Annotated in this window: 19 protein-coding genes; 8 read left to right on the forward strand and 11 right to left on the reverse strand. The window is 65.8% G+C overall.

The window, feature by feature from the left end:
- Nucleotides 1-74 precede the first annotated feature (74 nt).
- The 5 genes from CO731_RS07215 (at nucleotide 75) to CO731_RS07235 (ending at nucleotide 4,932) form a co-directional block, all read left to right on the forward strand.
- Entirely contained in the window at nucleotides 75-1,772 is a 1,698-nt protein-coding gene (locus CO731_RS07215) for an ATP-binding protein (protein ID WP_159091581.1), read from the forward strand.
- A 66-nt stretch (nucleotides 1,773-1,838) separates the two neighbouring features.
- Nucleotides 1,839-2,429 (forward strand): response regulator, encoded by a 591-nt coding sequence (locus CO731_RS07220; RefSeq protein ID WP_108606585.1) that lies wholly within the window; start codon nucleotides 1,839-1,841, stop codon nucleotides 2,427-2,429.
- A gap of 114 nt (nucleotides 2,430-2,543) precedes the next feature.
- The gene (locus tag CO731_RS07225) at nucleotides 2,544-3,032 is read left to right on the forward strand and encodes a heme-binding protein (protein WP_108606586.1); all 489 of its coding nucleotides are present in this window, start codon (nucleotides 2,544-2,546) and stop codon (nucleotides 3,030-3,032) included.
- 224 nt (nucleotides 3,033-3,256) lie between these two features.
- Nucleotides 3,257-3,949, forward strand: coding sequence for a DUF1013 domain-containing protein (locus tag CO731_RS07230; RefSeq protein WP_108606587.1), 693 nt, complete (start codon nucleotides 3,257-3,259; stop codon nucleotides 3,947-3,949).
- Nucleotides 3,950-4,128: 179 nt separating this feature from the next.
- Complete coding sequence (locus CO731_RS07235) at nucleotides 4,129-4,932, forward strand: class I SAM-dependent methyltransferase (RefSeq protein ID WP_108606588.1); 804 nt, start codon at nucleotides 4,129-4,131, stop codon at nucleotides 4,930-4,932.
- Nucleotides 4,933-4,986: 54 nt separating this feature from the next.
- On the opposite strand, the gene CO731_RS07240 is transcribed toward CO731_RS07235, so the two are convergent.
- From CO731_RS07240 to CO731_RS07255, 5 genes are all read right to left on the reverse strand, one after another.
- The gene (locus CO731_RS07240) at nucleotides 4,987-5,421 is read right to left on the reverse strand and encodes a GFA family protein (protein ID WP_108606589.1); all 435 of its coding nucleotides are present in this window, start codon (nucleotides 5,419-5,421) and stop codon (nucleotides 4,987-4,989) included.
- Between the two features lie 159 nt (nucleotides 5,422-5,580).
- A complete protein-coding gene (locus CO731_RS07245; RefSeq protein WP_108606590.1) occupies nucleotides 5,581-6,297 on the reverse strand; it encodes a YafY family protein in 717 nt (238 codons plus the stop codon).
- Nucleotides 6,298-6,481: 184 nt separating this feature from the next.
- A complete protein-coding gene (locus tag CO731_RS07250) occupies nucleotides 6,482-7,093 on the reverse strand; it encodes a DJ-1/PfpI family protein (RefSeq protein WP_108606591.1) in 612 nt (203 codons plus the stop codon).
- A 26-nt stretch (nucleotides 7,094-7,119) separates the two neighbouring features.
- Nucleotides 7,120-7,293: a hypothetical protein gene (locus tag CO731_RS28985; protein WP_199914572.1), complete on the reverse strand. Its 174-nt coding sequence runs from the start codon at nucleotides 7,291-7,293 to the stop codon at nucleotides 7,120-7,122.
- Between the two features lie 140 nt (nucleotides 7,294-7,433).
- Entirely contained in the window at nucleotides 7,434-8,219 is a 786-nt protein-coding gene (locus CO731_RS07255; RefSeq protein WP_108606592.1) for an SDR family oxidoreductase, read from the reverse strand.
- Between the two features lie 172 nt (nucleotides 8,220-8,391).
- Here CO731_RS07255 and CO731_RS07260 point away from each other — a divergent pair, with 172 nt between their 5' ends.
- Both CO731_RS07260 and dmeF read left to right on the forward strand, forming a co-directional pair.
- The gene (locus CO731_RS07260; protein WP_108606593.1) at nucleotides 8,392-8,664 is read left to right on the forward strand and encodes a metal/formaldehyde-sensitive transcriptional repressor; all 273 of its coding nucleotides are present in this window, start codon (nucleotides 8,392-8,394) and stop codon (nucleotides 8,662-8,664) included.
- Entirely contained in the window at nucleotides 8,661-9,638 is a 978-nt protein-coding gene (dmeF, locus tag CO731_RS07265; RefSeq protein ID WP_159091582.1) for a CDF family Co(II)/Ni(II) efflux transporter DmeF, read from the forward strand. The genes CO731_RS07260 and dmeF overlap by 4 nt, the downstream gene beginning before the upstream one ends.
- A gap of 34 nt (nucleotides 9,639-9,672) precedes the next feature.
- On the opposite strand, the gene CO731_RS07270 is transcribed toward dmeF, so the two are convergent.
- Nucleotides 9,673-10,320 carry a glutathione S-transferase family protein gene (locus CO731_RS07270; RefSeq protein ID WP_108606594.1) on the reverse strand — a complete coding sequence of 216 codons (648 nt, stop codon included), beginning with the start codon at nucleotides 10,318-10,320 and terminating at the stop codon, nucleotides 9,673-9,675.
- A gap of 240 nt (nucleotides 10,321-10,560) precedes the next feature.
- Here CO731_RS07270 and CO731_RS07275 point away from each other — a divergent pair, with 240 nt between their 5' ends.
- Entirely contained in the window at nucleotides 10,561-11,034 is a 474-nt protein-coding gene (locus CO731_RS07275) for a VOC family protein (RefSeq protein WP_199914613.1), read from the forward strand.
- 52 nt (nucleotides 11,035-11,086) lie between these two features.
- Here CO731_RS07275 and CO731_RS07280 read toward each other — a convergent pair whose 3' ends face one another.
- The 5 genes from CO731_RS07280 to CO731_RS07300 are packed head-to-tail and all read right to left on the reverse strand — an operon-like array spanning nucleotide 11,087 to nucleotide 12,992.
- On the reverse strand, nucleotides 11,087-11,536 hold the full coding sequence (locus CO731_RS07280; protein WP_108606596.1) for a GNAT family N-acetyltransferase: 450 nt from the start codon (nucleotides 11,534-11,536) through the stop codon (nucleotides 11,087-11,089).
- A 35-nt stretch (nucleotides 11,537-11,571) separates the two neighbouring features.
- Entirely contained in the window at nucleotides 11,572-11,994 is a 423-nt protein-coding gene (locus tag CO731_RS07285; RefSeq protein ID WP_108606597.1) for a DUF1801 domain-containing protein, read from the reverse strand.
- Nucleotides 11,994-12,218 carry a hypothetical protein gene (locus CO731_RS07290; RefSeq protein WP_245439662.1) on the reverse strand — a complete coding sequence of 75 codons (225 nt, stop codon included), beginning with the start codon at nucleotides 12,216-12,218 and terminating at the stop codon, nucleotides 11,994-11,996. The genes CO731_RS07285 and CO731_RS07290 overlap by 1 nt, the downstream gene beginning before the upstream one ends.
- A gap of 43 nt (nucleotides 12,219-12,261) precedes the next feature.
- Nucleotides 12,262-12,672 (reverse strand): SRPBCC domain-containing protein, encoded by a 411-nt coding sequence (locus tag CO731_RS07295; RefSeq protein WP_108606598.1) that lies wholly within the window; start codon nucleotides 12,670-12,672, stop codon nucleotides 12,262-12,264.
- Nucleotides 12,669-12,992, reverse strand: a complete 324-nt coding sequence (locus CO731_RS07300; RefSeq protein ID WP_108606599.1) for a metalloregulator ArsR/SmtB family transcription factor — start codon at nucleotides 12,990-12,992, stop codon at nucleotides 12,669-12,671. Before CO731_RS07300 ends, CO731_RS07295 begins: the two co-directional genes overlap by 4 nt.
- Nucleotides 12,993-13,007 lie beyond the last annotated feature (15 nt).

The following is a 13,007-nucleotide window of genomic DNA, read 5'->3' on the forward strand; positions in this document are numbered from 1 at the left end:
ATGGCTGACTTCGCGTGACTAACACCCTCTCCAAATCCTGGCTCTTCGGCCTTGCGCTCTGGCTCGCGGCACTTTTGGCGTTTGCGCTCTATTCGGTGGAGGCGTCGCGGGCGCGGCTGGCGGGTGAGCTGGAGGTGACGGGGCGGACGTTGCACCGGCTGATCTCGCAGCGGGCGGCGCAGCATGATGCGCATATGACCAGCCTGATCGCGCTGACCAGCGGGGCGGAACCCGCGCCCCTGGGCGCCGTGCGGCAGGTGATGGAGAGCATTGTCAGGTTTTATCCGCGCATCGCCTGGATCGCGCTGGTTTCGCTCGGCGAGGCGGACGGCGGTGCGGGACCTGCAACCGGGGCGGCGGACGCGGGAGCTGCCACCGGGTCGGGGGCGGAGGCAGGCGCAGGTGGCGCGGGAGCAGTTGACACTGGTTCGGCGGCGGAGGCTGGCGCGGCGGCAGTGGCTGGGGCGCTGCCCGGTGCCGGCGGGGTCAGGATACTGGTCGAGGTGCCGGAGGGCGGGGGCGAGGATCTCGCGCCTTTGCGCGCGGCGATCGGCGAACAGCTGCGCGGCAAGATCGGCGTGCATGCCAGCTCGAACGGGCGGTATCTGCTGGCCAAGCGGGCGCCCGCACCTTCCGATGCGGCCTTGGTGTTCGGCATCGACGCAGCACTTCTGCTGGAGCCGGAGGAGCGGCCGGCCTGGGCGCATCTGAGGCTGACGCTCGACGGGCAGGAACTGCTCGACCTGCCGGCGGAGGATGATCTGGGCGCGGGCGCTTCGTTGGCACCGCATTTCACCGCGCCGCATTTCGCAAAGGTGGTCGACGGCGAGGGGCAGAAGATCCTGCTTTCGCTCGACCGGCCCTTGCCGCTCGACGCGCTTTTGCCGCTGCGGTCGTTGCTTGGGTTTGCGGCTTTGGCCGGGTTGGCGTCGTTTGCGCTGATGTTTGCGCTCCGGCAGCGGGCGGCGGCGCAAAAATCGCAACAAGTGGCGCGGCAGGCGGAGGCGCGGGCGCTGTTGCAGGAGCGGGAAACGCTTTTGGCGCATGCCTCGCGCGTCAACGCCATGGGCGAGCTGGCGTCGGGCATCGCGCACGAGCTGACGCAGCCGCTGACGGCGGTGCTGAGCCGCAGCCAGGCGGCGCTCAGGCTAGCGGGTGCGGAAAAACCCGATCTCGGGCTGATTTCGCAGGCGCTCGACGTCAATGTGCGCGAGGCCAAGCGCGCCGGCGAGATGTTGAAGCGGATGCGCGACTATGCCTCCAACAAGGCGCCGGAGCCAAAGCCAAGCGCACTGAACGGGATCGTCAGCGAGATCGTGGCGCTGACGGCGGCAGATCTCGAACGGCGCGGGGTCAAGCTGGAGCTCGACCTTTCGGCGGAGGCGCCGGAGGTGGTGGTCGACGCAATCGAGATGGAGCAGGTGCTGCACAATCTGATCCGCAATGCGGCCGATGCGCTGGAGGGTGCGGGGACCGCTGGGGCACGGATTTCGATCGCGACGAGGATCGTGGGCGCAGACGCGAAGATCGAGGTGGCGGATAACGGGCCGGGGATTGCGGCGGACGTGCTGCCAAAACTGTTCGTGCCGTTCTTCACCACCAAGGCCGACGGCATGGGGCTGGGGCTGTCGCTGTGCCAGACGCTGGTGGAGCGGGTCGACGGGCGGATCGAGGCCGGGAATGGCGCGAGTGGCGGGGCGCGGTTCGTGATTACGTTGCCGCACGCATCGGCCCGAAAATCGGAATCGATTTTCGGGAAGCACGATGCGTAGATTCAACAAGTGCCGGAGCGTCCTTTGCGCGTCCGCAGGACGCGCGGCGCTCCGGGGGGTGGGCGCATGAGCAGGTACCAGGTCTATCTGATCGACGACGACGAGGCGGTGCGCGAGGCGATCGCGTTTCTGCTCGGCACCTATGGCATCGATGTCGAGAGCTTCGGCGACCCCAAGACGTTCCTGGCGCATGTCGAGGAGGCCAAGCCCGGCGTGCTGGTGGTCGATCTGCGCATGCCGGAGGTTTCCGGCTTGCAGCTTTACCAGAGGCTCGCCGAGCGCGGCATCGACTGGCCGACTGTCATGATCACCGGCCATGGCGACGTCGCCGCCTGTAGGCGCGCCTTCAAGGCCGGCATCCAGGATTTTTTGACCAAGCCGGTCGATGGCGAGGTGCTGGTCGAAGCACTTCAGCAGGGGTTTTCGAGCCTCGACGCCCGGCTGGAAAAGCGCGAGGCGCGGGTGCTGCTGGCCAGGCTGACGGAGCGCGAGCGCGAGGTGCTCGACATGGTGGCGCAGGGCTGGGCGAGCAAGGAGGTGGCGGCGGCACTCAAGGTGTCGGTGCGCACCATCGACGCGCACCGGGCGAAGATCGCCGAGAAGCTCGGCACCAGCTCGGTGGCCGAGTTCGTTAGGCTGACGCTTCAGGAGAAGTAGGTAGCATTACCTAGGGCGGGTGGTGGCATCGCGGATTCTGCCGGGCGGGGGATCGGCGTAGTTCTGTCTCAGGACAAGCAAGACGCTTTCTCCCGAGCAACATCAGGACAGGTCATGATCAAGAGCATTTTCCTCGCCGCCGCTGCCACCGTCGCCATCACCGGCGCTGCCTCCGCACAGGTGCTGACCGAGAAGAACATCTCGTCGAGCCTCGCCGTCGAGATTGCCCAGAACGCGGTCGCCGCATGTGCTGCCGACAAGTACAACGTGACCGCCGCCGTGGTTGACCGCGCCGGTGTGCTGCGCGCACTCGTCCGCGCCGACAATGCCGGCACGCACACGGTTTCGGCCGCACAGGACAAGGCCTTCACCTCGGCCTCGTCGCGCACCCCGACCGGCAAGATGGCCGAGAACGTCGCCAAGAACCCGGGTGCGGCCGGCCTGGTCGACATCGACGGCTTCCTGGTGCTGGCTGGCGGTGTGCCGATCAAGGCTGGCGACGCTGTCATCGGCGCCATCGGCGTCGGCGGCGCACCCGGCGGCAACTTCGACGAGGCTTGCGCTGTTGCGGCCATCGAAAAGGTCGCCGACCAGCTGAAGTAAGCCTGTCCGGCACCATTGCCGGCACAACGAAGCCCCGCTTCCTGAGACCAGGAGGCGGGGCTTTTTGCGTCGCATGGCGGGCGAAACGGCGCGTTTGCGGGCAGTTCCAAAATCGTTGCGGTGGCGGGCGAATACGTCTATATACGGGCCGAATTTCCCAATTTCTGGTGGTCTTGATCCACCGCCCGCGTGAGGGACGCGGGCGAGCGAAGAGGATATATCGCATGGCCAATACGCTGCTTATGCCCAAGGCGACCGCTGTCTGGCTGGTCGACAACACGGCACTTTCGTTCGACCAGATCGCGCAGTTCTGCTCGCTGCACCCGCTCGAAGTGAAGGCCATCGCCGACGGCGAATCGGCCCAGGGCATCAAGGGCATGGACCCGATCATGACCGGCCAGCTGACGCGCGCCGAGATTGCCAAGGGTGAGGGCGACATCAACCACCGCCTCAAGCTGTCGGACCCCAAGGTCCGCGTGCCCGAGAGCAAGCGCAAGGGCCCGCGCTACACGCCGCTGTCGAAGCGCCAGGATCGCCCGAACGCCATCTACTGGCTGGTCAAGAACCATCCCGAGCTCAAGGACGCGCAGATCTCGCGCCTGGTCGGCACGACCAAGGCGACGATCGAGCAGATCCGCGAGCGCAAGCACTGGAACATGGCGACGCTGACGCCGCTCGACCCGGTGGCGCTCGGCCTGTGCTCGCAGATCGACCTCGACATCGAAGTGCAGCGCGCCTCGCGCGGCCGCGAAGCCCCGGCACCGACCGGCGATACGCTGCTGCCGGCCTCGCTGACCGAGCGCCTGACGCCCGAGCAGGCCTCGCCCAAGGACGAGGACAAGGAACTCGACGCCAACGCGGTGTTCGCCAAGCTGTCGGCGCTCAAGTCGAAGACCCCGGACGAAGACGAGGAATAGTCTCTTTCGTCGCCCGCGCCTTGGTGCGGGGTAGAGTTAAAAAGCCCGCGATATGCGGGCTTTTTTCGTGGCCGAAAGGCCGGGCGCCCGACGGCGGCCGGGTGTTTTGATTTGCCGAGCCCGCTTGCGAGGGCGCATGGTTGTCTCAGGAAAATTCGCCTGAAACATCGAGGTGGGAGATGAGCGGTTCCGCTGCATTCGACGCCTGGAGTGCCGGCAACAGCTACGAACATTACATGGGCCGGTGGAGCCGGCTGGTGGCCGAAAAATTCGTCGCCTGGCTGTCGCCGCCCGAGCAGGCCGCATGGCTGGAGATCGGCTGCGGCACCGGCGCGTTGACGGCAGCCATACTGGCAGGTGCCGCGCCGCGCTCGATCCTGTCCATCGATCCGTCGGCCGACTTTGTGGCGCATGCCCGCGCAGCGATCGGCGACGGGCGCGCCAGTTTCGAGGTGGCGGATGCGCTGAAGCTGCCGGCGCAGCCGGCAAGCATCGACGTCGTCACGTCGGGGCTGGTGCTCAACTTCATTCCCGACAGGCCGGCGGCACTAGCGGAGATGCAGCGGGTGCTGAAGCCGGACGGCCTGCTGTCGTTCTATGTCTGGGACTATCCCGGCGGCGGCATCGGTTTCATCCACGCGTTCTGGAAGGCTGCCGTGGAGATCGATCCGGATGCGGCAAAGCTCGGCGAAGGTGTTCGGTTTCCGTTCTGCACGAGGGAAGGGCTGCTGGCGCTGTGCCGGGAGGCCGGTTGGCGCGAGGTTGCCATCGCGCCGGTCGAGATCGAAACCCGGTTCGAGGATTTCGAGGCGTTCTGGCAACCGTTCACGCTGGGCGCTGGTCCGGCACCCGGCTACTGCATGAGCCTGACCGAGGATCACAGGGCAAGGCTCAAGGCGCGGCTGGCCGAGCGCCTGGGGGCAACGGGCCCGATCAGCCTTGCTGCACGAGCCTGGATGGTCAAGGCAAGCAGGCGAGGCTGAGCGGCAGGATGCGTTCAGCCGCTGGCGCGCGGATTGCAACGCTGGCGTTGGTACCTATTCAGTGGCGATGAATTTCAGCGTACCGGCGATTCCCGACCCTGATGTGCCGCCCTTCCGGTCGGAGGGATGGTTGATGCCGTCCATGACGGGGATCTCGGTGAAGTCGAACGGGCTGATGCCCTCGAGGCAGGCGGCGTTGACACCGTACTGGTTGGGGTTCGACCGCCGCTGGTGGTGGGTGTAGATGCCACATTTCGAGCAGAAGTAGTGCTTCGCCGCCATGGTGTTGAACTGGTAGATGGTGAGCGCTTCTTCGCCAGCCAGGACATCGACGCCGCCAAGGTCGGCCGACAAGGCGACGGCGCCCTTCATGCGGCAGTAGGAGCAAGTGCAGCGCCGCGCGCTGCGCAGGCCGTCCGACAGCCTGACGCGCAGGCGGACCGTGCCGCAGTGGCAGGCGCCGTTGATCTCGTGGATGTCCATGTTCATGTCGGCGATGTCTCCTGTTGCCGGACTGTTCGGCGCGCCCCAACTGGACTGAACCCTTCCCAACATCAAGGATGCGGGCCTGATCATCGCTTGTGCCAATGCAAAAGAAAGCCCGGCTTCTGGCCGGGCTTTTCAAGAGGCTGACGCTGGGAGGATGCGTCAGCCGCGGGAATTGCGATCGGGAGTGCCAAAGGATTCGCTGCGTTCGACACTACGGTAATAATCGACCAGCAGCTTGCCGCGCTCGGGCTTGAAGGTGCGGCCGGCGGAGTCGACAGAGGCGATGCGGTCGATGCGGAAGGCGCGGAAATCGTTGCGCATCTCGCACCAGGCGATCAGCGTCCAGACCTTGCCCCAGAACCACAGGCCGAGCGGACGCACGTCGCGCGCCGAGCCGCGGCCGGCCTCGTCATTGTAATCGAGCTTGAGCACCTGTCGTTTTTCGACGGCGCGCTCGATCAGGTCGATCGCCTCGCGGTCGGCGTCGGAGACGACCCACATCGGCGTGTGGATCTCGGTGCGGGCAATGCGGTCCTTTTCCGAGTCCGGCAGGACCGCACCGATCTTGACCAGCGCCTCGTCGGCGGCACGCGCCATGGCGGCACCGCCGAAGGCGCGGACCATGCGGGCGCCGGCAACCAGGGCTACTATTTCGTCTCGTGTGAACATCAGCGGCGGAAGGTCGAACCCTTCCCTCATCATGTAGCCCACCCCGGCCTCGCCATCGATCGGCACACCCGTCGATTGCAGGTCGGCGATGTCGCGATAGATCGTGCGCTCGGAGACCTCGAGCCACGCGCCGAGCTTGTGCGCGGTGACCAGGCGGCCACCTCGGAGATGCTGTACGATCTGGAACAGCCTGTCGGCGCGTCTCATCGATTACCCCTCAAGGTCTCGCGCTGTTCTTGGCCAAGTGGGGGCGCCTGGCGTCGATGACAATGCGCGTGGTCAAAAAGCCGGTCCGGCGTGCCATCTCGTACTCGGCACCGAGCAAAGCCAAGCACCTCGGAACGCGAACCTCTTCACTCTATCATCGCACAGGCCTCCTGACAGCGTATTGTCAGGAGCCGTCACCATGTTCGCGCGTGACTATGGCATGCTCGCGCGCGAACATGACGCGCATCTCGCCGATCTGGCCGGCCTGCTCGGGATAGAGCGCCTCAAGGAAGGCCGCAGCGAAGGTTCCCGGCGCCGATCCCGGCGCCGAGACGATGTTGTTGTCGGCAACCGCATGCGCCACATCGCGATAGTTCGCAGCGCCGGCATAAGCGGGCTCATGGCCGAGGATCCAGTCGCGGCCATTGCTGGTGTGGCCGACGTCTGCGAAGAGGCCGGCACGGGCGAGCGCAAGCGTGCCGGCGCAGATGCCGCCGACCACGCCGCCGCGCGCGGCCACCGCCTTGAGCAGCGGCGAAACGTCTGGTGCATCCTTCGCCGCCCAGCCGTCGGAGCCGATGACCGCAACCGCATCGAGATCCTGGTTTTCCGCCGGATTGGCACCGCGTGCGGCATCGAGGCGGAAGCCCGCGATGGAGGTCAGCGGCGATGCGTGCGGCGAAATCGCAATGGCGCGTGCGCCGAACCACTCGACCGCCGAGGCGGCAAGCATGCCGTATTCCCAGTCTGCGTAGCCCTCGATGAAGAGAACGCCGATGGTTTTCGAGGCGGTCATTGGTGCGTCCTTTCCTGCCAGCCCTGTCAGTTGCCTTCGGCTCGGCGCGAGCCGAAGCGGTCGGGCCAGCCGATGTCCTTGCGAAGATCGGCGGGGAGCGAGTTCAGGAATCGCTCGGTGCGGATCTCGTTGTGGATGGTCCTGATCTTGCCGGCATAGTGCCTGACCGCGCGGAAGATGTCGGGGTTGAACGAGCTCATGACTGATCCTCCAATTCGTTTACGGGAGGAGTATCGCACAGCCCTCCTGACAGCCCTCTGTCAGGAGCCGGTCGGCGTATCGAGATTCAGTTCAGGCCTGTCTCACTCTGCATTCCAACAAGCCCGCCTGCCGCCCTCGGTCAGCTCTTGGCAGGCACCGTGTAGTTGAGCGCGAGCCGCCCGCCATCGGCAAAAATGGTCTGGCCGGTGATGTAGCTGGCGTCGTCGGAAGCCAGGAAAGCGGCGATCGCGGCGATCTCTCCGGGCTCGCCGATGCGGCCGAGCGGCGTGCGTGACAGGACGCGCGCCATGGCTGCCGGGTCGGCGTTTACGCGCGCCAGCATGTCGGTCGAGATCGAGCCGGGGCCGATGGCGTTGACGCGGATGCCGTAGGGCGCAAGGCCCAGCGCCATGACGGAGGTGAGCTGGGCGATGCCGCCCTTGGACACGGCATAGGGCACCTGGTCGGCGATCGCGACCACGGCATTGACTGACGACATGTTGACGATCGAGCCCGGCGCACCACCGGCCGTGACCCTTTCGACCATGATCCGGGCCACAGCCTGGCCGGCGAGGAAGGCACCCTTGAGGTTGACCCTGAGCACGCGGTCGAAATCGTCCTCGGTGAGGTCGAGGAAATTGGCCTGGTGATCGATGCCGGCATTGTTGACCAGAACGTCGACGTCGCCGAATGCGTCGATCGTAGAGGCCACCAGATTGTGCACGTCGAGGCGCTTGCCGACATCGGCGCGGACGAAACGCGCCTTGCCGAGCTTGGCGAGGTCGCGCTCGGCTGCGTCGCCCTGTTCCTGGTCGATGTCGGCGATGACGACGCGTGCGCCTTCGCTGAGCAGGCGCTCGGCAACGGCATAACCGATGCCCTTGGCGCCGCCCGTGACGATTGCCGTCTTGCCGTCGAGCCTCATGTTCCGCTCCTGTCACTGTTGCCGCGAGGCGATTCCAGTGGCGGACAGTGGCGGGAAGGGCGGGCGCGGTCAACGGGCGGCTCGCGTGCAGTGGCGGAACCAGCGATCCCGGGGCATTGCCAATCAGTGCGGGGAGAAATAGGATACCCCCCTATATTATAGCGAGGGTGCGATGTCGCATGTCATCAAGGAAAAGGCCAAGCTGCTTGCGCGGGTGCGGCGCATCAAGGGCCAGGTCGAGGCGGTGGAGCGGGCGCTGGAGGCCGAGCTCGGCTGCGCCGACGTTCTGCAACTGGTAGCCTCGGTGCGCGGCGCCGTTGGCGGGCTGACCGCCGAGCTGATGGAAGACCACATCCGCGACCACGTGCTCGCCCCCGCCGATGCTACAGAGCGCCAGCGCGGCGGCGAAGAGTTGATCGACGTCATCAGGACCTATCTGAAATGAGCCACGACCATCCGCACGGCCACCATCACGGGCATGACCATCACCATGACCAACCGTTCGAGCCGGCGCACAGCCATGTCTTCCTGGGCGAGCGTCACGACCGCAACGCGCGGCGGACGATGCTGGTGATCGTGCTGACGACTGCCATGATGGTGATCGAGATCGTCGCCGGCACGATCTACGGCTCGATGGCGCTGGTGGCCGACGGCTGGCACATGTCGACCCATGCAGCGGCGATGCTGATCGCGGCCCTTGCCTATGTGTTCGCGCGGCGGCAGGCGCACAACCCGTGCTTCACCTTTGGCACCGGCAAGGTGGGCGACCTTGCCGCCTTCGCAAGTGCCGTGATCCTAGCGATCGTGGCGATCTACATAGGCTGGGAGAGCGTGGACAGGCTGATGAACCCGGTGGCGATCAGTTTTCGCGAGGCGGCGATCATCGCGGTGGTCGGGCTGGCCGTGAACCTCGCCAGCGCCTGGCTGCTGCATGATGGCGGCCATCACGGGCATGGCCACGACCACGACCACGACCACGCTCATGGACATGGCCATGGGCACGACAACAACCTGCGTGCCGCCTATGTGCATGTGCTGGCCGATGCGCTGACCTCGGTGCTCGCCATCTTCGCGCTGGTGATGGGGGCGATCTACGGGCTGCAATGGATCGACCCGGCCATGGGCATCGTCGGCGCGGTGGTCATCGCGCGCTGGTCGTGGACGCTGATCCGCGATGCCGGGCGCGTGCTGGTCGACTACGTGCCCTCGGGTGAGGACCTGCCCGATGAGATCCGCGAGGCGGTGGAGACCGACAGGGATGTGATCACCGACCTGCATGTCTGGCAGGTGGGGCCCGGCCATCACGCGGCGATCGTGGCGCTGAAATCGAGCGCGCCGGCGACGCCCGAGAGCTACAAGTCGAAGCTCGCCCACATCCACGACCTGTCGCATGTGACGATCGAGGTGCAGCCGGCGTAGGACGCGGGTGATAGGGCCCCCGGAGCAGCCTCGATCAGCCTGACGATGCGGCGGTGAAAACCGCCAATTGGGCATCGAAAGCACGCTTGAAGGCCGGCCGCGCTTCGCCGCGGGCGACATAGGCGGAGAGGTTCTGATACTCCTCGAGCAGGCCCGATCCGTTCAATCTGCGCAGCACGCCCACCATCACGAGGTCGCCGGCGCTGAACGCGCCGTCGAGCCAGTCGGCTTTGCCAAGGCGACGGGAAAGGTCGCCCAGCCGGTTGCGGATGCGATCCTCGAGCATGAGCAGGCGCTCCGCGTACCAGGTCTTGTCGCGCTCCAGGTACCCTGTGCTTTCCCGTTCGAGGATCGGCGGCTCGATCGTGCTGAGCGCGGCAAACATCCATGTGATGGCGCGCGCACGCGCATTTGCATCCTCGGGCAGCAGGCCGGCACGCTGCGCGACATGGAACACGATCGCTCCTGACTCGAACAAGGCGAGATCGCCTTCCTCATAGGTCGGAATCTGACCGAACGGTTGAAGCGCACGATGGGTGGGCTGCTTCATCTCGCTGAACGAGACAAGACGGACGTCGTAGGGCTGGCCTACTTCCTCGAGCGCCCAGCGAACACGCATGTCACGTGCCTGTCCCTTGCCGCGGTCGGGCGAGCGTTCAAATGCCGTGATGGTGGGGGTCATCGAAAGGCTCCCGTGTTTGCATGATGGTGCCGATGCGCGTGATTGTGGGTTTTTCTCATGGCCAAGGTATCCAGTCCTTGCGCTTTGTCTCCACAGGACGAATGACCGGGGCGGCTCCCGACAAGTTACCCGGTTTTTTCGGCCACGGCTTCCGGGGGTGGACAAAGGCCCTTGTCCCCCTATGTCGGAAGGGTGCGGGCGGGTTAACTGGCTCCCAAGCGAAAGGAACGCGCAATGGCCATCGCCAAGAACACGATCTGCCTGTGGTACGACAAGGACGCCGAGGATGCGGCCCGCTTTTACGCCGAGATCTTTCCGGACAGCGCAGTACACGCCGTCCACCGCGCGCCGGGCGACTATCCCTCGGGCAAGGAGGGCGACGTGCTGACGGTCGATTTCACCGTCGCCGGCATTCCCTGCATCGGCCTCAACGGCGGGCCGGTGTTCAAGCACAACGAAGCCTTCTCGTTCCAGATCGCCACCGACGACCAGGAGGAGACCGACCGCTACTGGAACGCCATCGTCGGCAATGGCGGGCAGGAGAGCGCCTGCGGCTGGTGCAAGGACAAGTGGGGCGTCAACTGGCAGATCACGCCGCGCGTGCTGACCGATGCGATGGCTGCCGGCGGCGCCGAGGCAAAACGGGCGTTTGCGGCAATGATGGACATGAGGAAGATCGACGTCGCCGCGATCGAGGCGGCGCGGCGAGGGTGACTGCTGTCGGGCATCGCCAGCAGAGCGTGCCCGTCCGGCACCGATTGCAAACCTAGGCAAGATCCTTTCGCAGCCGGACAGCGGGCGCCAGATCCGTCGCAACGGTTCCGGCGAACCGGAAGCCAGAAGCCTCGTAGAACGGGCGAGCCCGCGCGCCGGCCACAACACGTAGCGACCGTGCGCCGAGTGCTGCGGCGCGGCGTTCGGCTTCGGCGAGGAGCATGCTGCCGATGCCTTTTCGCCATGCCTCCGGCGCGATGAAGAGATCTTCCAGTTCGGCCAGAGTGGCTACGTCGTCAGGGAGGACCGTCACGAAGCCGACGATCTCCCCGGCGATCTCGGCGACCACGACATGCGGCAGGTGTGCGGCCGGGACCTCTCTCGCCTCCGGCAGCGCCTGCAGTTCCTCGACATGATCTCCCCAGGCCAGCGAAGACCGCAGCTTGAGCGCGCCGAGGGTATCCCTTTCCTCAGCGCGGGCCGGCCGGATGCTGACGGTCATTGCAGTTCCCGCGTGCTCGCTCAGGACAGTGCGCCTCACATCTTCTCGCCGGGCAGGGCGCTGGCCTGCCTGACCCAGTCGGAGAGCTGCGCCTCGTCGAACGGGCGGCCCTCGTAGATGTCGAGATAGCGCACATTCGCCTGCTTCGACGTACCGGGTGGGAGCGGCGAGAGGTGTGCGCCCTTGAAGAACGCGACCTTGACGTATCTGGTGAGGCAGTGAAAGCCGACGAACCAGAGATCCTTCTCCATGCCGTAGAAGGGTGAGTTCCATTTCACCGCCTTGACCACATCGGGGACCGCCTCGGTGATCAGAGTGTCGAGGCGGCGGCCGACGTCCTGCTTCCAGCCGGGCATTGCGTCGATATAGGACTGGACGACGGCGTGGCCATAGCCCTTGGCGATCTGCGGATTGCCGCCGGACAGGAGCTTTACTTGGGCGGGTTCCTTTGCGGTCATCAGGCGCTGCCCTTCGATGCAGGCGCGGCGTTTCGCTGGCCGCCGAGATAGGGCAGGAAGAACATGTAGATGCCGGTCGGGATCAGTACGAAGAGCGGCGGCAGGGGCAGATAGTAGAACCACTCGGGCAGGGTGGTGATGGCCATGCCGGCGAAGATCGATGCGACGGCCAGGCTGAAGACGAGCGAGGTCCAGCGATGGACGGTGCGGATCACAGAGTTCATGGCAAGCTCCCGGATTCGATTGACGGTGCCGGCGAGGCGATGGTCAGTCCAGCTTCGAGACGACGTCGCCCAACTGGGCGATGAAGCGCGGCCAGCCGACAGTTGCGCCCTGGAAATAGGACTTCTGGGCGGTGGTGAAGCCGCGCTGCTCCATGCGCAGGCTGGTGCCGGTGGCGGTGGGGGCGAGCGTCCAGGTGACGATGCTGCGCAGGTCCTTGGTATCCCAGCGGTAGGACAGCGCGCGGTTCGGCTCGACCGTCTCGACCTCGCAATCGACCTGTCCCCAGTCGGCGGACAGGGTGAAGCGACGGCCGGCTTCGGGAGTGAAGTCGTTGTTCATCAGCCATTCTGCGATGAGATGCGGCTGGGTGAGGGCGCGCCAGAGCTTTTCCGGCGGATAGGGAAAATCGCGCTCGACCACGACCGAGCGCGTCGTTTCCATCGTTTCTGTCATTGGTCCATCCTCCTCAGCAGGTTGTCGAGATCGTCGAAGCGGTCGTGCCAGAAACCGGTCATCTCGGTCGTCCAGTCGACCAGCGTCCTCAGCGCCTCGCGCTCGGCGCTGTAATAGGTGTAGCGGCCTTCGTGCCGGTCGCGCACGAGGCCTGCGGCCTTCAGGACCTTGAGATGCTTGGAAACCACCGGCTGCGAGACGCCGGCCCCGGCCAGCAGCCCGACGACTGACGTATCGCCGTCGCGGCAGAGACGCTCGAACAGCCCGCGACGGGTGGGATCGGAAAGCGCGCGGAAGATCGCGTCCTGAAGCTCAGACATTAACTCATACCCGAT

Source organism: Aminobacter sp. MSH1 (genome assembly GCF_003071665.1).
GTDB classification, from domain to species: Bacteria; Pseudomonadota; Alphaproteobacteria; order Rhizobiales; family Rhizobiaceae; genus Aminobacter; species Aminobacter niigataensis.

Coding starts and splice junctions, on each gene's coding strand:
- CO731_RS07240 (WP_108606589.1), bottom strand. CDS start 5,421: ATGAACATGGACATCCACGAGATCAACGGCGCCTGCCACTGCGGCACG.
- CO731_RS07285 (WP_108606597.1), bottom strand. CDS start 11,994: ATGACCGCAAAGGAACCCGCCCAAGTAAAGCTCCTGTCCGGCGGCAAT.
- CO731_RS07280 (WP_108606596.1), bottom strand. CDS start 11,536: ATGACCGTCAGCATCCGGCCGGCCCGCGCTGAGGAAAGGGATACCCTC.
- CO731_RS07270 (WP_108606594.1), bottom strand. CDS start 10,320: ATGACCCCCACCATCACGGCATTTGAACGCTCGCCCGACCGCGGCAAG.
- CO731_RS07260 (WP_108606593.1), top strand. CDS start 8,392: ATGTCGCATGTCATCAAGGAAAAGGCCAAGCTGCTTGCGCGGGTGCGG.
- CO731_RS07290 (WP_245439662.1), bottom strand. CDS start 12,218: ATGAACTCTGTGATCCGCACCGTCCATCGCTGGACCTCGCTCGTCTTC.
- CO731_RS07295 (WP_108606598.1), bottom strand. CDS start 12,672: ATGACAGAAACGATGGAAACGACGCGCTCGGTCGTGGTCGAGCGCGAT.
- CO731_RS07220 (WP_108606585.1), top strand. CDS start 1,839: ATGAGCAGGTACCAGGTCTATCTGATCGACGACGACGAGGCGGTGCGC.
- dmeF (WP_159091582.1), top strand. CDS start 8,661: ATGAGCCACGACCATCCGCACGGCCACCATCACGGGCATGACCATCAC.
- CO731_RS07230 (WP_108606587.1), top strand. CDS start 3,257: ATGGCCAATACGCTGCTTATGCCCAAGGCGACCGCTGTCTGGCTGGTC.
- CO731_RS07235 (WP_108606588.1), top strand. CDS start 4,129: ATGAGCGGTTCCGCTGCATTCGACGCCTGGAGTGCCGGCAACAGCTAC.
- CO731_RS07225 (WP_108606586.1), top strand. CDS start 2,544: ATGATCAAGAGCATTTTCCTCGCCGCCGCTGCCACCGTCGCCATCACC.
- CO731_RS07245 (WP_108606590.1), bottom strand. CDS start 6,297: ATGAGACGCGCCGACAGGCTGTTCCAGATCGTACAGCATCTCCGAGGT.
- CO731_RS07300 (WP_108606599.1), bottom strand. CDS start 12,992: ATGTCTGAGCTTCAGGACGCGATCTTCCGCGCGCTTTCCGATCCCACC.
- CO731_RS07250 (WP_108606591.1), bottom strand. CDS start 7,093: ATGACCGCCTCGAAAACCATCGGCGTTCTCTTCATCGAGGGCTACGCA.
- CO731_RS28985 (WP_199914572.1), bottom strand. CDS start 7,293: ATGAGCTCGTTCAACCCCGACATCTTCCGCGCGGTCAGGCACTATGCC.
- CO731_RS07255 (WP_108606592.1), bottom strand. CDS start 8,219: ATGAGGCTCGACGGCAAGACGGCAATCGTCACGGGCGGCGCCAAGGGC.